This window comes from Amycolatopsis sulphurea (genome assembly GCF_002564045.1).
GTDB lineage: Bacteria > Actinomycetota > Actinomycetes > Mycobacteriales > Pseudonocardiaceae > Amycolatopsis > Amycolatopsis sulphurea.
The window spans coordinates 1257649-1276304 of record NZ_PDJK01000001.1; the positions used below are offsets into that span (position 1 = coordinate 1257649).

Below are 18656 nucleotides of genomic sequence, written 5' to 3' on the forward strand. Positions count from 1 at the left end.
GCACGGCCGAGCGGAAAGGCAGTGCGACACGAACGAAAGAGGTCTCCCTTGATCGCGATCGCATTCTGCATAGCTGTCCTCACAGGGCTGATGTGCTGGCTCGTCCTCCGGCTGGACCGCACCGCGCAGCTGCGTTCCATCCGGATCAGCGCCCGGATTCGCCGGAACATCGGCATTGAATTCCGGCTCGAACGCGGCAACGGCCGTCTCGTACGGTCGAGAATGGTCCGCGCGTCCGGCCGGCGTGAGGCTGATCCATTCGGATGATCACCGACGCACGGCGTCGCCGGCCCGTGCGTAACGGCCTACCCTCGGCGGATTCGGCAGCAGGTCCGCGACGCGAGAAAGAAGACGATCGATGGCCGATCGCGGTGCGGCGCAGAGCACGGAAAATCCGGACACCGGCGGCGATTCTCCCGCGGGCGGCGGCAAGAAGCTCCGGTCCCGGCACATCACGATGATCGCGCTCGGCGGGATCATCGGGGCGAGCCTGTTCGTCGGTTCGGGCAACGTGGTGCGGTCGGTTGGCCCGGCGGCGGTCGTGTCGTACCTGCTCGGCGGGCTGCTCGTGTTCCTCGCCATGCGGATGCTCGGCGAGATGGCCGCGGCGCGCCCGGCCATCGGGTCGTTCATGGAGTACGCCAGAGCCGGGCTCGGCGACTGGGCGGGCTACCTCGTCGGCTGGCTGTACTGGTACTACTGGATCGGCGTCATCGCGTTCGAATCGGTGGTCGGCGGCTCGGTGCTCAACGGCTGGTTCCCGGCCGTGCCACAATGGGTGTTCTCCGTGGTGCTGCTGCTGGTTTTCACCACCACGAACCTCGTGTCCGCCCGTTCCTTCGGCGAAGTCGAATATTGGCTGGCCGGCATCAAGGTCGCCGCGATCGTCGTATTCCTCAGCGTAGGCACGCTGTTCGCGTTCGGGCTCTGGCCGAAGGCGCACTTCGCGCTCCCCAACCTCTGGGCACACGGCGGATTCGCGCCGAGCGGCTGGTGGCCCGTGCTCAGCGGGGTGGCGATCGTGATCTTCTCCTACTTCGGTACCGAGATCGCGGTGATGGCCGCGGCCGAATCGGAGGACCCGGCCAGGGGCGTGCGGCAGGCGGTAAGCACGGTGATCTGGCGGATCCTGCTGTTCTTCGTCGGCGGGGTGCTGCTGATCGTCACCATCGTGCCGTGGAACGAGCTGCCCGATCCCCAGCAGGAAGGGCCGTTCGCGCACGCCTTCGCGCTGTTCGGGCTGCCCGGCGCCGGGCTGGTGATGAACGCGGTGGTGCTCACCGCCGCCTGTTCTGTGCTCAATTCAGGGTTGTATTCGGCGGGCCGAATGTTCTCCGCACTCGCCGAACAGGGCCTCGCGCCGCGCTTCGTGGCGCGCAAGAGCAAGGCGGGCGTACCTGCCGTGGCCGTGCTGGCGTCCACGATCGGCGGCTACGTCGCGGTCGTCGTCAACTTCGTCGCGCCGGATTCCGGCATCTTCGATTTCGTCATGAACTCCGCCGGCCTGGTCGCGTTGTTCGTCTACACCTTCATCGCGTGCACCCAGATGCGGATGCGGCAGAAGATGACGCCCGAGCAGCGCGCCGGGCTGAAACTGCGGATGTGGCTCCACCCGTGGCTGGGTATCCTGACCGTGACCGGCGTCGTCGCGATCGTCGCAGTCATGCTCCTGACCGATGACGACGCTCGCACCCAGGTGTGGACGAGCATCGTGTCGCTCGCGGTGATCGCGGCGTTCTGGCCGCTTGTGCGGAGGCATCTGCGTCGGCGTGGGGTGGGATGATCGTCGGGAGTGCTGGTCTTTGGGAGGGGGTTCCCGAGGGGTTGATTGACCCGACGCCCCACCACCCCGCGGCCGGTGCAGCTCCTCAGCAGCCCCGCCGTTCCCGCGGCAGCCACGCCAGTGAGTCCACTGTGGATCCATCCGGTTCGTACTCCACTCCGACGTGGCCACGGTAACCTGCCGCCTGCAGTTTCTCCAGGCATCCGGCCAGATCCAACTGCCCGGTACCCGGCTGGTGCCGCCCCGGGACGTCGGCGATCTGCACGTGCCCGATCCGCGGCGTGTGCGCAGCGATCACCGCGCCGAGGTCGTCGCCGTTGACCGCCAGGTGGTACAGATCAGCCAGCAACCGCACGTTCTCCAGCCCGACCCGGTCGAGCACGGCCAGCACATCGGCGGCCGTCCGAAGTGGATAGTCCGGCACCCCCGACAGCGGCTCGATCACCAGCTGCGCACCAATCCCGGCCGCCGCCTCCGCCGCCGCACGCAGCTGAACCAGCGCGAGATCGTCCTGTTCGGACGGTCGAACGCCAGGAATTCGGTTGCCATACAACGCATTGAAGCTTCGACACCCGAGCCGCTCAGCAATCCCGAGAGCGATCGTCAGCGCAGCCCGGAACTCCGCCTCCCGGCCGACCCAGGAGACCACCCCACGCTCCCCCGCCGCCAGGTCACCCGCGTAGAAGTTGAGCCCGGTCAGCTGCACCCCGGCCCGCTCGATCGACCGCACGAACCCGGCCACCTCGGCAGGCCCCGGGTCGGCACTGTCGAACGGCCAGCTCCGGCGCCGTGCACCCGGAGCTGGGCCGAGACCTCATCGACCACCGTCGCCAGGTGATCCCCCGCCTCCCGAGCAGGCTGTGAAGGGGCCCTTCACGGACTCTGAGTCCGTGAAGGGCCCCTTCACAGCTTTCGACAGGAACCTGCCTCCCCGGGCGAACTCGGCAGAACTCGGCAGAAGGGGTTTGACCCGGGCGGTCAAAGGTTCTAATCTCATTCCTATGTTCCATAAGCCTCTGATCGGGATCAGCGGGCGCCGGCAGCTCGCCGGGCCCGGGTTCCCGCAGGTGGTCGAAGACGCGTCCGTGGAGGTGTTCTTCGCCGACTACGCGCGTTCGGTGGCCGCCGCCGGCGGCGTCCCGGTGCTGCTCAGCGCCGAGAGCGAACCGGCCGGGGTGGCCGGGCGGCTCGACGGGCTGGTGCTGTCCGGGGGAGCCGATCTCGACCCCCGCGGTTACGGGCGCACGCCGGGGCCGCAGGCCGGACCGGCCGAGCCGCGCCGGGACGAGTTCGAGTTCGCGCTGCTCGACGCGGCGTGGGCGAGCGGGCTCCCGGTTCTCGGCATCTGCCGGGGCGCGCAGCTGATCAACGTCGCCCGCGGTGGCACGCTCGTGCCGCACCTGCCGCCGGATGCCGGGGAGGGGCACAGTTTCCTCGGCTATCCGCGCAACCACCGGGCGCATCCGGTGGCGTTCACCGCCGGGTCGGTGCCGCACTCGCTGTTCGGCGCGGGAATCTTCGTCAACAGCCTGCACCACCAGGCGGTCGAGGAGGTCGGCGAAGGCCTCCGTGCGATCGGCCGGGCGCCGGACGGCGTGATCGAGGCGATCGAAGCCGAGCACGCGCCGGTGCTCGGTGTCCAATGGCATCCGGAGATGTTCGACGAGCCGGATCCGCTGTTCTTCTGGCTCGTCGACCGGGCGCGGCGAGACCGCCGCGAACCGCATTCCAGGGAGAGGGATCATGTCGCCATCGCTTGAGCAACGCCACGCGGGCCGGGTCGCGTTCGTGACCGGTGCCGGATCCGGCATCGGCCGCGGAATCGCCCGCCGGCTGGGTGCCGAGGGCGCGCGGGTCGCCTGTGTGGACCTCGACCACGCGCGGGCGGTGGAGACCGCCAAGGCGATCGAGGACGCCGGGGGCACCGCGCTCGGGCTGGCCGCGGACGTGCGCGACCGCGCCACGGTGAAGGCCGCGTTCGAGGCCACCGCCGCGGCCTGGGACCGGTTCGACTACCTGGTGAACAACGCGGGCCTGATCACGATGTCCTCGCTGGAGGAGCTGACCGACGAGGAATGGGATCTGGTCCTCGACGTCAACCTCAAGGGCGTCTACGTGGTCACCCAGCTGGCCATCCCCTACTTCCGCAAGGCCCAGCGCGGCGCGGTGGTCAATCTGTCCACTGTGGAGGCCGAGGTGGTGGTCTCCTCGCAGGGCTTCGCGCAGGTGCACTACAACGCGTCCAAGGGCGGGGTCAAGATGCTGACCAAGGCCCTCGCCGTGGAGCTGGCGCGCCACCAGGTCCGGGTCAACGCGGTCGCGCCCGGCCCGGTGCCCACCAACTTCCTGCCCGGCCTGGACCTGAACTCGCCCGAGGTGCTGGAGACCATGCAATCGCGGCTGCTGGTGCAGCGGCTGGGCACCCCCGACGACATCGCCGCCGCGGTCTCCTTCCTGCTCTCCGACGACGCCTCCTACATCAGCGGCGCGCAGCTGCCGGTCGACGGCGGGTGGCTGGCGCGATGACCGGCCCGCTCGAACTGTCCGAACTGGACGCCCTGGGCATCGACACGGTCGTGGTCGCCGGCGTCGACCTCTACGGCAAGCTGTTCGGCAAGCGGATGCCGGTGCGTTCGTTCCGCCGCATAGGCGAAGCCGGGCTGCACGTGTGCACCTGCGTGTACGCCTGGGACGTCACACAGGATCTGGACGAGCTGCAGGTCGACTTCGCCGGCGCGCACACCGGCTGGCACGACTTCCGGCTGCGGCCCGATCTCGGCACATTGCGCCGGGCGGCCTGGCTGGAGGACACCGCGATCTGCCTCGCCGATTCGGTCGACGAGCACACCGGCGAGCCGCTGCCGATCGCCCCGCGAAGCGTGCTGGGCGAACAGATCCGGCGGCTACGGGGCGACAGGCTCACCGCGCACACCGCCACCGAGCTGGAATTCCACCTCTACCACGGCACCCCGGACGAGCTGCGCCGCGCCGGGTACCACGACCTCTCCCCCACCACTCTCGCGCGCTCGGACTACGCGATCGCGCCGGGCAACGCGCTGGAACCGTTCTTCCGCACGGTCCGCCGGGCGCTGGAGGCGAGCGGGATCCCGGTCGAGGTGGCGCAGGCCGAATACGGCCTCGGCCAGTGGGAGATCAACCTCGAATACGGCGACGCGCTGGAGACCGCGGACCGGCACGTGCTGTACAAGAGCGCGATCCAGGAACTCGCCCGCGCGCACGGGATGACGGCCACCTTCATGGCCCGGCCGCTGACCGACGGGATGGGCTCGTCCTGCCACCTGCACGCGTCGATCGAGGACGCCGAGGGCGGGCACCCGTTCCACGACCCGGCGGCGGCCCGCACCGTCGCGCCCGCCCTGCGGCACGCCGTGGGCGGTCTGCTCCAGCACACCCCGGACCTGATGCTCTGGTACGCGCCGACGATCAATTCGATGCGCCGCCTGCTCAGCACCGATTTCGCCGGAAACGGGCTGACCTGGGGCTTCGACAACCGCACCACCACCTGCCGGCTGATCACCGGTGCCCCCGAAGCCAACCGGCTGGAGATGCGGCTACCCGGCGCGGACGTCAACCCGTACCTGGCCACCGCCGCCGTCTTGGCGAGCATGCGGGACGGCCTGTCCCACGGCACCGAGCCCGGCGAGCCCAGCCTCGGCGACGCCTACGCCGGGCAGGACACCGGCCTGCCGGAAACTCTGGCCGAGGCGGCAGAGCGATTCGACCGCAGCGCCTTCACCGCCGCGGCCTTCGGCAAGGACGTCGCCAAGCACTACGCCGACGTCGCCCGCAACGAATGGCGGGTCTTCCTCCGCTCGGTCGGCGATTGGGACCGGGAACGGTACTTCGAAAGCATTTAGGGAGTGGTTCGAAGTGACTTGCACAGCGGTGCGGGTAGCGGAACCTCAGACCCCGCAGCGGTGCCGGTTCACGGCCCACAGCAAGCGGCTTCGCCGCTTAGGAAACAGAATCTAGTCCCCACACCCCAGGTGGTCAGTCATGGCGAACAACGACGTTTCCGGTCTGCACAAGGGAGTTCTCGGCCAGGGCGAGGTGATCTTCCAGGCGGTCAGCCATCTCGGCCCCGCGCTGGGGATCATCGTCATCGGCCCGCAGCTGGCCGGTCTGGTCGGCGCCGCGGTCCCGTTGATCCTGCTGATGGCGCTGGTCGCCATTCTGCTCACCGGGCTCTGTGTCTCGATGCTCGCCCGCAAGCTGCCCTCTTCGGGCGGGTACTACAGCTACGTCAGTCACGGCCTCGGCGAACGGGCCGGGTTCGTGACCGCGTGGGCGTATTTCCTCTACGACCCGCTGATCCCGACCATCGCCACGCTGTTCACCGCGGGCATTCTCGAACCGGTCATCGAGCAGAACCTGGGCTTCCACCTGCCGTGGTGGGTGATCGTCCTGGTCCTGCTGGCGATCGTGCACTTCGCCACGGTGCGCGGGATCCAGCCCTCGGCCCGGCTGACCGTCGCGGTCGGGATCGCGGAGAGCCTGATCATCGTGGCGTTCGCGGTGTTCCTGCTGGTGCGCACGGGATCCGCGGCGTTCACCTTCGATCCGTTCCGGCTGTCCGGCACCGGATCGAGCACGAACACGGTGTTTCTCGCCTTCGCCTTCGGCGTCCTGCTGTTCACCGGTTTCGAATCGGCGGCGCCGCTGGCCGAGGAGACCGCGAACCCGCGGCGGGCCATCCCCCGCACCGTGGTGATCTCGATCATCGCGGTCGGCGCGGTGTGGGTGCTGGCCGGCTATGCGATGGTGGTCGGCTGGGGCACCGGTTCGCTCGCGGACATCGGTGCCGGGGAAAACGCGTTCTTCGCCCTCGCCGACCGGTTCTCCGGCTGGGCGTGGCTGCTGCTCGCGCTGGCCCTGCTGAACTCGTCGCTGGCGTCCGCGCTGGCGGGGCAGAATGCCGGCGCGCGGGTGCTGTACACGCTGGGGCGCAGCGGAATCCTGCCCCGGCGGCTGGCCGCGGTGCATCCGAAGCACCGGACCCCGGTCGCCGCGCTCACCGCGACCACCCTGCTCAACGTCGCAGTCTGCCTCGGCGTCGGGTCCTGGCTCACGCCGACCGGGGCGTTCAGCTTCGTCGGGCTGTTCGTCACGCTCGGCGTGATCGTGGTGTACGTGCTGGGGAACCTCTCGGTGATCCGGTTGTTCCGCACCCGGTTCCGCGCCGAATGGCATCCGGTCAAGCACGTGCTCCTGCCGGTGCTGGCGAGCGCGATCCTGCTCGTCGGCCTGTACTACACGGTCTGGCCGTTCCCGGTCTGGCCGCTGAACCTCGCCGCCGCGATCGTGGCCGGCTGGCTCGTGCTCGGCCTGGTGCTCTCGCTCGTGCTGTGGCGGACCCGGCGCGAGGGCCTCATCGCGGCCGCGCAACTGCTCACCGACACCACCGACGAACCCACCGGAACCGAATCCCCCGTCCCGTCGACCGCGAAGGACCCGACTCCGTGACCACCACCGTCACCCTGCCCGCTCAGCGCGACCTCATCGACGGGCAGTGGTCCGTCCCCGCGGAGCTGCCGGAGGCGCCCCTGTGCCACCCGGACACCGGGGAGCCGCTGCAGGCTCGGACGCAGACCGCCCCGGACGCGGTGCACCGGGCGATCGCCGCAGCGGAATCCTTGCACCGCAAGGGTTCCTGGCGCACCAGCCCGATCACCGACCGGATCGCCTTCCTGCGGCGGGTCGCCGCGGCCCTCGAAGCACGGCTCGACGAGATCGCCGCGGCAGATTCGCTCACCAGCGGGGTCGTCCGCACGGTCACCGGGATGTTCGCCGACGGACTGCCGGACGTGTTCCGCGCCGCGGCGACCCGCCTGGCCGCCGAGCCCGGCGAACAGAGCCTTTCCGGTTCGACCGGACCGGTGCGGCTGCTGCACCTTCCGTGGGGGCCGACAGCGGTGATCGCCCCGTGGAACGCGTCCACGTTCACCGTGGCGAAGAAGACCGCCTTCGCGCTCGCTGCCGGGGCACCGGTGATCGCCAAACCGTCCGGCTGGGCGCCGTCCGGGCCGGTGCTGTTCGCCGAGGTACTGGCCGGGGCCATCGCGGACGCCGAGGCGCCCCCGGCGTTGTTCCAGCTCGTGCACGGCGACTCCGAAACCGGGCAGCTGCTCGCCCAGGACTCGCGGATCCGGGCGCTCGCCTTCACCGGGGGCCGGGTGGCGGGGGCCGAGATCGCCCGCGCCGCCGCCGGGCACAGCACCGCGCTGCAGCTGGAACTCGGCAGCAACAACCCGGTCGTGGTGCGAGCCGACGCCGACGTGGCCGCCACCGCGGACGCGCTCGTCGCCGGCTTCACCAAGCTCAACGGGCAATGGTGCGAAAGCCCCGGCAGCGTGTTCGTCCCGGCGGAGCTGCACGACGCGTTGCGGGACGCGATCCTCGACCAGCTGCGGACGATCCGTCTCGGCAGTTGTCTCGACCCGACGTCGACGATGGGACCGCAGGCCAACCGCCCGCAGTTCGACCGGGTCGCCGACGCGGTGAAAAGGCTGACGCAGCACGGCGCGACCGCGACGAGCACCACCGGCCTGCCCGATCTGCCGGGCTGGTTCCACGCCCCGGCGGTCGTGCACGACGCGGACCCCGGCGACACGCTGGACGAGCTTTTCGGCCCGGTCCTGACCCTGCACCGCACGCACAGCGACCGCGAAGCGGTCGAACTGGCCAACCGCTGCCACACCGGGCTGGCCGGGTATGTGTTCGGCGCCGATCTGGACGCCGCCCTCGCCCTGGGCGCGCAGCTGGACTGCGGAGAGGTCAAGATCAACGGCACCAGCGTGCTGGACCTGCACCCCGAGTCGACGCAGGGGTTCTGGGGCGGCAGCGGCACCGGCGCGCACGGCGACGCCGAGCTGCTGCGGTTCTTCCGGGGCGCGCGGATCGTCGGCGTGGACAATCCGGCCTTCCCGATCTGACCCCTCGTTCCCCTCAGGGTCCCGGCAATGGTGTGCGCCGGCCTGTTTCAGGTCTGTGAAGGGCCCCTTCACGGACTCAGTCTTTGTGCCCCGCTGGGGCGCCTGGTTCGGGGTGCAAATAGGGAGTGCCTCAGCAGTCCCATAGGAACCACGCGCCCCAAGAGGGTGATTTGGTACCTATTTACGGGTCAGAGTCCAGGGTCCCGGCAAAGTTGGTCGAGGACCCGTGATCAGCAGAGAGTGAGCCGTGGCTGCCGCGTCATCATCGACGCCTGCCATCTTCGTCGATTTCGCCCGGCAGCGGGCGAAGCGGAGGCGTTCGAGACGCGCGACCACCTCGCGCTGTGCACCGGACCTGTCTCGGGGTCTGTGAAGGGGCCCTTCACAGACCTCCACGGTCGGCGCAGGCCCCTCACACCGACCTTGCCGACACCCGGCGGGCACCCTGGTGAAGTAGCCGCCTCACCAGGGGAAACGGCCACGCACGGTACGGGACCTCCCCGCCCGTCCCGGGCGCGCGTCAGCTGCGCACGCCGTTGCCGAACACCACCTCGTGCAGTTCGAGGCGGGTCTGCTCCAGGTGTGCCTCCATCGCGCTCGCGGCCAGCCCCGCGTTGCGGTCGCGGACCGCCTCGTATACCGCGGTGTGCCCGGCCCGGCTCGTCTCCACCAGCTCGGTGTAGACGAGCCGGTCGACCGGGACGAACATCTCGCCGCGGGCCTGGCTTATCGCGGTTTCCAGGCGCTTGTTGCGCGCGGCCCGGGCCAGGGTGCTGTGGAATGCGGCGTCGGCCGCCCGGAACGACGTGCGGCTGTCCGCGTCGGCCAGCTGGGCGATGCTGGTGGCGAGGGCGGCCAGGTGCGCCTCCGTCCGGCGCCCGGCGGCCAGCGCGGCCGCCCGCGACTCCAGGCCGATGCGCAGATCGAGGATGTCGCCCAGCTCGTCCACCCGGCTGCGCATCTGGCGGACCCAGTCGTCGTAGGGCCGGTTCAGCTCGGTGACGAAGGTGCCGCCGGTCGCGCCGCGCCGGACCTCGACGTAACCACCCGCCTGCAGCAGCCGGATCGCCTCGCGCAGGCTGACCCGTCCGACCCCCATCCGCTCCGACAGCTCGCGCTCCGGCGGCAGCCGGTCCCCCGGCCCCAGCTCCCCGGAGTGGATCAGCGTGCGCACCCGCCGCGCGATGTCCTCGCTGACTGTCGACGAGGTCAACTCGAAGTCCATAGGTACCACATTAGAGCCAAACCGCGCCGCGGCCACTCTTCCTGTCCTCCAGATCACCCGTCCGCTCCACGCGGGCGGCGGGATCGCCACCCCGACCGTCCCTTTGAGACCGCCTCGCGCGGCCTCGGTACCGGGAATACGCGGGAGATTCAGGACTCCGGGTACCCGCTGCCGTCGAGCAGATCCGCGGCGGCGCCTTCGAGCGCGGCCGCCGTTTCGATCGAGCGTGGCAGCATCGTTTTTTCGTAGCCGCGGATCGCATCCTCGACCGTGGCGGCGTTCGCCAGGGCGAGCGCGAGTTCACTGGCGTCGAGCATGGCGAGGTTGACGCCGACGCCGAGTGGCGGCATCAGATGCGCCGCATCGCCCAGGAGGGTCACCGACCGGTGATGGTCCCAGGTGTGCGGCACCGGGAGAGCGAAGATCGGGCGATCGACATAGGGGCCGTCGTTGTCGGTGATCAACCGCAGCAGCCTGGGCGACCAGTGTGCGTACTCTTCCAGCAGCAGTTCCCGGATGCCTTCGGCGGGCAACCCGGTGCTGGACATCCAGTCCGCCGGTGTCCGCCGGATGAGGTAGACGCGGATGTGGTCGCCACTGTTGCGCTGGGCGAACATCCCGCGTTCGCCGTCGGCCGCGGCGGCGCTGCCCTGGCCGACCAGCTCGGCGATCTCCGGATGCCGGTCGGTCACGCCGGAGAACCACGCCTCCACGAAGCTCACCCCGGTGTACTCCGGCACCGCCGGGGACACCGCCCGGCGCACCCGGGAGAAGGCACCGTCGGCGCCGATCACCAGATCCGCCTCGGCCGTGGTGCCGTCCGCGAAGTGCAGCACCGGCGGCCCGTCCACGGGCCCGCCGACGTGCGCCAGCTGTCGGCCCCACTGCACCGTGCCGGGCTCCAGCGAACGCAGCAGCAACGCACGCAGCTGTCCGCGGTCGATCTCGGGTTTGCTTCTCTCGTCCGGCTCGGGGACGTGGTGGAAGAGGAGGCCGGCGCCGCTCGGGTCGAGCTGGCGCAGCTCCTGCCCTTCGGGCCGGGACAACGCGTGGAACTCGTCGAGCAGACCGGCCGCACGCAGGGCGACCTGGCCGTCGTCGGGGTGCAGGTCGAGCGTGCCGCCCTGATCGCGGGCGTCCGGCCCGGGGTCGCGGTCGTGCACGGTGACCGCGATGCCGTGCCGTTGCAGGATCCGGGCGCAGGTCAGCCCGGCCGGACCGGCGCCGGCGATGCTGATTCTCGCCCGGTGTGGTGCTGGTGAGGTCATGGACGCTCCCCTTTCGTCGCTGGGTGTCCTCACCAGAAAAGCAGACTCGACCACAAAGTGCAATGAGTACACTTTTTGCTTCGGGCCACCTTCGGTTTAGACTGCCGGGGTGACCACCTCCGCGCCCGGGCGCCGCGAACGCAAGAAGGCCGCCACCCGGCAGGCGATCGCCGACGCGGCGCTCGACCTGTTCCTCGAGCACGGCTACGACGAGGTCAGCATCCGCGCCATCGCGGATGCCGCGGACGTGTCGACGACGACCGTGTTCAAACACTTCAGCGGCAAGGAAGCGTTGGTGTTCGACCAGGATTCGGACCGGGAGGCGGCACTCGTCGCCGCGGTGCGGGACCGGCCTGCCGGGCAAGGCATCCCCGATGCCCTGCGCGCGCACGTGCTGTCCAGCTGGCTGCCGCTCTCGGCGGACCCGCGGTACGCGGAATTCACCGCCCTGACTGAGGCAACCCCGGCCCTGCGCGCGTACGCCGACCGCATGTGGACCCGCCACACCGACACCCTCGCCGCCACGATCGCCGCCGAAACCGGTGCGGCCCACGATGATCCGGCGTGTCTGGCGCTGGCCCGGTTCGCGCTGGAGATCCCGTCACTCACCCGCGGCCGGCCCGATCCGGCGGCTGCCATCACCGCGATGTTCGACCTGCTGACCCACGGCTGGGACGCCGCGCACGGCGACTCCCGATGATCCGTCCATTGTGGACCGGGGTGGTTCGTTCCGCCTGATTCCCGCGGAATCGGGTCAGCCAGAAGGGGAAAGCGCGGCACGCAAGGCCGCGGCCTCCGCATTCACCATGGCGCGGATCTTGCCCGCCCCGAGCACCCCGAGCAGCAGGCCGAACGGCCCGGTCATCGCGAAGCCGAGCACCACGGTGCACGACCCGTCGGCGGCCGGGACGACGATGTGGTCGGCGACCTGCCGGACCCCACCGCGATCGCTGACCCACCGGAAGCGGCGGCCCGGCTCGACAAGGTCGATCAGGTACCGGACCGCAGCCCGGCGGGGCTGTTTGATCCGCACCACCGCCCCCTGGGCGGGCCGCTCCAGATCGGTCTCGATCGCTTCGACCGTCGGCGTCCACCGCGGCCACGCCGGTAGCGCGGACAGCACGTCCCACGCCTGCTCGGCGCCGGCCGTCAGCGGCATTTCGATCCGATACTCCATTCCGGCCAGTATGCCGCCATACCACCGGGTCCCGGTCCGGACCCGGCAGGCGGGCCAACGCCGGCGTGGGTATCGTCCTGCCCGAACAGGACAATCGAACGTAGCCGGCCCTTGGCCGCGCAGGGGGAATACCGGGTGCTGACCTACAAGCTCCGGATGAAGGGCTTCGGCTACAGCCAGATCGAGAGCGACCTCAACGGCCTCGGCTAGGAAGGCTGGGAAGCGGTCGGCAGCATCGCCCCCAGCTACGGCCAGGGCCAGGCGGTCGAACTCGCCGTGATGGTCAAGCGGGCGGTCTGAGCCTCCCCCGCGCCTCCGGACTCGGCCCCGCGGGGGGCAAAGCTGTGAAGGGTCCCTTCACAGCTTTGGCCAGGGTGTCGGCAAAGTCGGTGTGGAGGTCCGTGAAGGGCCGTGAAGGGGCCCTTCACAGACTCTGAGTCCGTGAAGGGCCCCTTCACGGACCCGAAACCGCGCCGGCGCACGCCACGAGGTGGTCGCACACACCTCCGCATCGCCCGCCGCCGGGCCCCCGGCCAACTTCGCCGGAACCCCGGACGCAGAGTCCGTGAAGGGACCCTTCACAGCCTTTCTCCATCCCAGCCGTATGCCGCGCGGCATAGGGCTTGTCCACCCGTCGGCTGATGCGCAGACGCTCGCCGTTCGGCTACCGTGACTCCGTGCTGGGTGAACGGGCATACGGCTGGTTGCGCGGGCACCAGTCCCTGGTGGACGCCGGTATAGCCGGGCTCATTGCGGCGGGTGGCCTCGCCTGGGGTCTCGCACTCGCGGCCCCGCCTGGGTTTCTGATCTTCTCCGCGGTGCTTCCGCTCCCGCTCGTCGTGCGCCGCCGCAGTCCGGCGGGGTGCGCGGGGGCGGCATTCCTGCTGGCGCTTGGGCAATGGCTGCTCGTCGGGCACGATGTCGGCGCTGTTCCGGCTGACGTGGCCGTCCCGATGGCCGTGTACGCCTGCGCGTATTACGGTCCACTGTGGACGCAGCGGGCGGCATTGGCGGCCGGGGTGGCCGGTGCGGTGCTCGGCGGGGTGAGCTGGCCGCTGGTGCCCGCGCCCTGGTGGGCGCACCTGCTCCTCGGCGGTTTCCTGGCAGGCACGGTCGTCGCGGCCTGGACGCTCGGGGCGCTGCATCGGGCGCGCCGGGCGGAGACGGCCGCACAGGCGGAGCGGGCGGTTTTGGCCGAGCGCAACCGGATCGCCCGGGAGATGCACGACGTCGTGGCGCACACTCTGTCCATTGTGATCGCCCAGGCGGACGGCGGCCGCTACGCCCTCGCGTCGGCGCCCGAAACCGCAGGGCGGGCGCTGGGCACGATCGGCGACCACGCGCGGCAAGCACTCGCCGAGACCCGCCGGATCCTCGGCGTGCTCCGTGACCCGGATTGGGCCGATTCACCGACCCCACAGCCTGGACTCGCGGACTTGCCCGGGCTGATCGAACAGGCCCGCAGCGGTGGACAGAACGTGCGGTTCTCCTTCAGTCCGCCGGAAGATCCGGTCCCGCCGGGCCTCGGACTGGTCGCGTACCGGATCGTCCAAGAAGGACTGACGAACGTGCGCAGGCACGCCGGGCCGTCCGCCCGGGCCGAGGTCGCAGTGCACGCCGACGGCGCACGGCTGGAGATCGAGGTGCGCGACACCGGTCCCGGGCTCCCCAATAGAACGACCGGTGGGTACGGCTTGCTCGGGATGCGCGAACGTGCCGCCGCCTATGGCGGGCAAGTGCGGCTGGGGACGGCCCCGGGCGGCGGAACCGTGCTGCGGGCCAGTATCCCGGTGTCCCCATGAACCGCATCCGGGTGCTGCTGGTCGAAGATCAGGCGCTGGTCCGTGCAGGACTGCGGATGGTGCTGGACGCGCAACCGGATCTGATCGTCGCGGGCGAGGCGGGCGACGGGCTGGACGCCGTCCAGCAGGTGCCGCGGCTGCGGCCGGACGTGGTACTGATGGACGTGCGGATGCCGGTCCTCGACGGTATCGAGGCGACCCGGCGGATCACCGCACTGCCCGGCCCGCCGAAGGTGCTCATCCTCACCACCTACGACCTCGACGAGCACGTGCTGGCCGCGATCCGCGCCGGAGCGACCGGATTCCTGCTCAAGGATGCCCCGCCGGAACAGCTGCTCGGCGCGCTGCGCACCGTGCACGACGGCGACGCCGTGCTCGCCGCCTCCGCGACCCGCCGTCTGCTGAACCGGCTGGCGCCGCCGCTCGACGAATCCGCGGTCCGCGCGGTCGCCACGCTGACCGCCCGGGAACGGGAGATCCTCGCCGAACTCGGCGGCGGCCGGTCGAACGCGGAGATCGCGGCCCGGCTCACCGTCGCCGAGGGGACGGTCAAGACCCACGTCAGCAACGTCCTGACGAAGCTCGGCATCCGCGACCGGGCGCAAGCCGTTGTGCTCGCGTATGAATCGGGCGTGGTCCGGCCCGGCGAACGGGGCACGCCGGACCGGTGACGATGGTGGTCACCAAGCGAAACCGACTCAACACAACCGATCAGCGGCAGGCAGCACACCGCCGAGCAGATACTCACCCACCGCATCGGTTACGCAGGCGGACGACGCGTACCCATACACGCCGTGCCGGAACGAGGAGGCGAGCGTGACCATCCGGGAGCCACGCAGCGCGCGATGCAGTTCCTGCTGCCCGGGATACGGAGTGACCGGATCACCGGTCGCGCCGACGATGAGAACCGAACGATCGTTGCCGATGCGGGTCGGTGGTTCGGACGGCGCGACCGGCCAGAACGTGCAAGCGGTGAGGTGACGTGCGAGCGGGCCGTAGAACGGTTCGGTGGCCGCGTGTGCCCGGATGTCGGCGTAGTAGGTTTCCGGATCGCGCGAAGCGGCACGGTCCGCGCAGGCGTTCGCCGTCGACGCGCTGAACCAGAAGTCCCGAGTCACCGTGGTATCGGTGTAGAGCGCCAGCTTTTCCTGTTGGACGGCCGTCGGCCGGGCGGGCAGGCCGCGAGCCGCGTCCCGGAGCACGCGGACCTGTGCGCTGAGTTCGGCGTAAGACTCATCGGTGTCGTCGGACGTGAGTAACAGCCCGGGAATCCGGTCGGCGGTGATCCGGTGTTCGCCGACTTCGAGCGGCCCGCGGGCGGCGGCACGCTGGATGTCCAGTACGGTCCGCACGACCGCGGTGGCCGTCGCGCCGAGGTCGTACTGTCCATTGTGGTGGGACGCCCACGCTGCCCAGTCTCGCAGCGCCGCGGCATCCGCGGACGCCGTTTCCCTGATCAGCGCGGGACCGTACGCATTCGGCGCGATCGCGCTGTCGAGCACGACGCGGTCGGTCCGGTCCGGGAACATCTGGGTGTAGACGGCGCCCAAGTAGGTGCCGTACGACCAGCCGAGATACGAGATCCGCTCCTCCCCCAGCGCAGCGCGGACCACGTCCAGATCACGGGCGATGGATCGCGTTCCCGCGTACGGCAACACATCCCGGTGACTCGTGCAGCGCGCGGCCAGTGCTTTCGCCGCCGAGATGGTGCGGTCGAAAGAGGCGCGGTCCACGGGCGCGGCTTGCGCCAGGCTGACGTACTCCCCGGTCGGCCAGCCACAGTCGAGTGGCGTGCTGCCGCCGAAGAACCGCGGGTCGATGCCCACCAGGTCGTAGCGGGCGGCGATCTCGGGTGCCTGCCGCACCATCGTCGCCACCCCTTGCCGCGACGGGCCGGGGCCGCCTTCCTCGACCACGAGGGTCCCGGCCCGGCGCTCCGGATCGGACGCCGGACGCCGAGCCAGCGCCACGGTGATCTTCCGGCCACCGGGTTCCGCGTAGTTCAACGGCACCCGCACCTCCCCGCATCGCGCGCCCACCGCGTCGAGTGCCGTGTCGGTGGCGCAGTGGTGCCAGGAGATCTTCTGCCCGGGGCCGGCCGAGACCGTCTGCACGACGGCGAGCAGGACACCGCCGAGGACGCACAGTTCTCTTTTCATACCGCCGAAATTAGCGACCTCGCCGGCCCACCGGCATCGGCCGCGAGACAGAGATCCGGCCTGCCGCGGTAGCTCTCCCGGCAGAAATAACCCGGTCTCCTGGTCCGCAATTTGGCCTATTACACTGGTTCGAGCGGTGTTACAGTCGAGCCTTCCCGTCCACCGCCAGGGAGGCAGCACCCATGAGCCCGTCCCCGATCGACGCCCTCGCCGCCGAATTCCTCGAGGCCATCAGTTCCGCCGATCCGTTCAGCGCCTCGGTCTTCGGCTTGCCCGGCTACGACGACCAGGTGCCCGACCTGAGCGCGGACGGCGAAGCGGCGGCCGCGGACCGGCTGCTCGCGCTGGCCGGGCGGGCCGAGGCGATCCCGGCGGACACCCTCTCCGAGGACGACCAGATCACCCGGGACGTGCTGATCCACACCGCGCACTCGACCGCGTCCCCGCTGACCGACCGGCACGCGGAGTTCGCGCTGGCCGGGCACACCTCGCCGATCACCGCGGTCTTCACCGCGCTGGCGAACACCGCGGTCAAGACCCCGCAGCAGGAACAGGACTACCTGACCCGGCTGCGGCGCTCGGCCGGATACCTGGCCCAGGTCGGCGAGCGGGCGCTGGCCGGTGCGGCGAGCGGTCAGGTCCCCACCCAGCGCGGGCTGACCCAGGCCATCGACCAGTACACCGGCTACCTCTCCACCTCGCCGGACGACGATTCGATCGTGCGGACCGTCCGCGGCACCAGGATCGAGGGCGAGGCCCGCGCGCTGGTCGTGGACTCCGTGCGCCCGGCGATCGCGGCGCTGCTGGAAACGCTGGCCGGCCCGGTCCGGGACAAGGCTCGCTCCGACGACGACAGCGGCGTTCTCCACCTGCCCGACGGTCCGGCCCTCTACGCCCGCGCGGTCGCCGCGCACACCTCCACCGACCGCGACCCGGAGGAAATCCACCAGCTCGGCCTGGACATCTGCGCCCAGCTGCGGGACGAATACGCCGCGCTGGGCAAGAAGGTGTTCGGCACCGGCGACTTCGACACCATCGTCGACCGGCTGCGCAACGACCCCGGCCTGCGCTACGAGACCGACGACCAGATCCTCGCCGACACCCGCGGGTTGCTCGCCCGCGCGGAGAGCGTGGTGGGCGACTGGTTCGGCCGCGTCTACCGGACCCCGTGCACGGTCACGCCGATCGACGAGGTGCTCGCCCCGACCGCGGTGCCCGGCCAGTATGTGCCGCCGGCCGGGGACGGCAGCCGCCCAGGCCAGTTCCAGGTCAACACCTACCGGCCGGAGACCCGCACGCGGTACGAGTACGAGACGCTCTCCTTCCATGAGAGCGTCCCCGGCCACCACCTGCAGTTCGCGCTCAGCCAGGAGCTGACCCACCTGCCGGAGTTCCGCCGTTACCTCTACCTGCCCGCCTTCGGCGAGGGCTGGGGCCTCTACTCCGAGCGGCTCGCCGACGAGATGGGGCTCTACAGCGGCGATCTGGCCCGCTTCGGGATGGTCTCGTTCGACTCCTGGCGGGCCTGCCGGCTGGTGGTGGACACCGGAATGCACCACCGCGGCTGGACCCGGCAGCAGGCGATCGACTTCATGCTCGCCAACAGCGCGCTGACCCCGGGGACCATCATCAACGAGGTCGACCGCTACATCTCCTGGCCGGGACAGGCACTGGGGTACATGATCGGGCGGCTGGAGATCGAGGGCGCCCGCAAGCGTGCCACCGACCGGCTCGGCGCCGCCTTCGACATCCGGGCCTTCCACGACGTGCTCCACTCCCAGGGCGCGCTGCCGATGACGGTGCTGAACTCCGTGGTGGACCGCTGGATCGAGCGCACCGCAAGCTGAACGCCGAGGCGCGGACCCGGCGCCGGACCGGTTTCAGGTCTGTGAAGGGGCCCTTCACAGACTCAGAGTCCGTGAAGGGCCCCTTCACAGACCTCCACACCCGGCGCGGCCGGGTCTCGGGATACCCGGCACGGACCTCTCCTCCGGCCTTCGGCGCGGTGGTCCTGGTGGTGCTCACGGTCCTGCGGTGCCCGCACTCGCGCGCACGGAGGTCTCGTTCGCTCTGCCCGGTGCGCAGCACCATCCGGCACGCGCCGTACCGGCAATTGGCCTAGTTTGACAGGCCGTAAATATTGACTGACCCTGAGGGCTGTCAACGCCTAGCGGTTTGGTTAAATATCTCAGCGCCACCTTGCTGGATTATGCCTTAAACTTGTGCCGACAGGGGGCCGGGATCGACCTATTGGTCTACCTAGCTAGGCCAAAGTTGGCGCCTCGGCCC

At 70.4% G+C, this 18656-nt stretch carries 14 protein-coding genes and 2 pseudogenes; 11 read left to right on the plus strand and 5 right to left on the minus strand.

Annotation, left to right across the window (positions count from 1 at the left end; translation table 11 throughout):
- Positions 1-48: 48 nt before the first annotated feature.
- Positions 49-267 carry a hypothetical protein gene (locus tag ATK36_RS31280; RefSeq protein ID WP_141544377.1) on the plus strand — a complete coding sequence of 73 codons (219 nt, stop codon included), beginning with the start codon at positions 49-51 and terminating at the stop codon, positions 265-267.
- Positions 268-358: 91 nt separating this feature from the next.
- Positions 359-1783 carry an amino acid permease gene (locus tag ATK36_RS05645; RefSeq protein ID WP_098510125.1) on the plus strand — a complete coding sequence of 475 codons (1425 nt, stop codon included), beginning with the start codon at positions 359-361 and terminating at the stop codon, positions 1781-1783.
- Positions 1784-1868: 85 nt separating this feature from the next.
- On the opposite strand, the pseudogene ATK36_RS05650 reads toward ATK36_RS05645, so the two are convergent.
- Positions 1869-2561: pseudogene (locus ATK36_RS05650) on the minus strand (hydroxypyruvate isomerase family protein); the annotation flags it as partial.
- A 223-nt stretch (positions 2562-2784) separates the two neighbouring features.
- Here ATK36_RS05650 and ATK36_RS05655 point away from each other — a divergent pair.
- From ATK36_RS05655 to ATK36_RS05675, 5 genes and pseudogenes are all read left to right on the plus strand, one after another.
- A complete protein-coding gene (locus ATK36_RS05655) occupies positions 2785-3543 on the plus strand; it encodes a gamma-glutamyl-gamma-aminobutyrate hydrolase family protein (protein WP_098510127.1) in 759 nt (252 codons plus the stop codon).
- Positions 3527-4309, plus strand: coding sequence for an SDR family NAD(P)-dependent oxidoreductase (locus ATK36_RS05660; protein WP_098510128.1), 783 nt, complete (start codon positions 3527-3529; stop codon positions 4307-4309). Before ATK36_RS05655 ends, ATK36_RS05660 begins: the two co-directional genes overlap by 17 nt.
- Positions 4306-5661, plus strand: a complete 1356-nt coding sequence (locus tag ATK36_RS05665) for a glutamine synthetase family protein (RefSeq protein ID WP_098510369.1) — start codon at positions 4306-4308, stop codon at positions 5659-5661. The genes ATK36_RS05660 and ATK36_RS05665 overlap by 4 nt, the downstream gene beginning before the upstream one ends.
- Positions 5662-5800: 139 nt before the next feature.
- Positions 5801-7267 carry an APC family permease gene (locus tag ATK36_RS05670; protein WP_098510129.1) on the plus strand — a complete coding sequence of 489 codons (1467 nt, stop codon included), beginning with the start codon at positions 5801-5803 and terminating at the stop codon, positions 7265-7267.
- A pseudogene (locus tag ATK36_RS05675) lies at positions 7264-8628 on the plus strand (aldehyde dehydrogenase family protein); the annotation flags it as partial. The gene ATK36_RS05670 and the pseudogene ATK36_RS05675, both read left to right, overlap by 4 nt.
- Positions 8629-9256: 628 nt before the next feature.
- Here the strand turns inward: ATK36_RS05675 and ATK36_RS05680 are convergent.
- Complete coding sequence (locus ATK36_RS05680; RefSeq protein WP_098510131.1) at positions 9257-9961, minus strand: FadR/GntR family transcriptional regulator; 705 nt, start codon at positions 9959-9961, stop codon at positions 9257-9259.
- 149 nt (positions 9962-10110) lie between these two features.
- Positions 10111-11229: an FAD-dependent oxidoreductase gene (locus ATK36_RS05685; RefSeq protein ID WP_098510132.1), complete on the minus strand. Its 1119-nt coding sequence runs from the start codon at positions 11227-11229 to the stop codon at positions 10111-10113.
- A gap of 109 nt (positions 11230-11338) precedes the next feature.
- Here ATK36_RS05685 and ATK36_RS05690 point away from each other — a divergent pair, with 109 nt between their 5' ends.
- Positions 11339-11929 carry a TetR/AcrR family transcriptional regulator gene (locus ATK36_RS05690; protein WP_098510133.1) on the plus strand — a complete coding sequence of 197 codons (591 nt, stop codon included), beginning with the start codon at positions 11339-11341 and terminating at the stop codon, positions 11927-11929.
- 54 nt (positions 11930-11983) lie between these two features.
- On the opposite strand, the gene ATK36_RS05695 is transcribed toward ATK36_RS05690, so the two are convergent.
- Complete coding sequence (locus ATK36_RS05695) at positions 11984-12406, minus strand: SRPBCC family protein (RefSeq protein ID WP_098510134.1); 423 nt, start codon at positions 12404-12406, stop codon at positions 11984-11986.
- Positions 12407-13047: 641 nt separating this feature from the next.
- On the opposite strand from ATK36_RS05695, the gene ATK36_RS05700 reads away from it, so the two are divergent.
- On the plus strand, positions 13048-14208 hold the full coding sequence (locus ATK36_RS05700; protein ID WP_245914353.1) for a sensor histidine kinase: 1161 nt from the start codon (positions 13048-13050) through the stop codon (positions 14206-14208).
- Positions 14205-14879 (plus strand): response regulator, encoded by a 675-nt coding sequence (locus ATK36_RS05705; protein WP_098510135.1) that lies wholly within the window; start codon positions 14205-14207, stop codon positions 14877-14879. Before ATK36_RS05700 ends, ATK36_RS05705 begins: the two co-directional genes overlap by 4 nt.
- A gap of 27 nt (positions 14880-14906) precedes the next feature.
- On the opposite strand, the gene ATK36_RS05710 is transcribed toward ATK36_RS05705, so the two are convergent.
- Positions 14907-16367, minus strand: a complete 1461-nt coding sequence (locus ATK36_RS05710) for an alpha/beta hydrolase (protein WP_098510136.1) — start codon at positions 16365-16367, stop codon at positions 14907-14909.
- Between the two features lie 182 nt (positions 16368-16549).
- On the opposite strand from ATK36_RS05710, the gene ATK36_RS05715 reads away from it, so the two are divergent.
- Positions 16550-18214: a DUF885 domain-containing protein gene (locus tag ATK36_RS05715; RefSeq protein ID WP_098510137.1), complete on the plus strand. Its 1665-nt coding sequence runs from the start codon at positions 16550-16552 to the stop codon at positions 18212-18214.
- Positions 18215-18656: the final 442 nt, after the last annotated feature.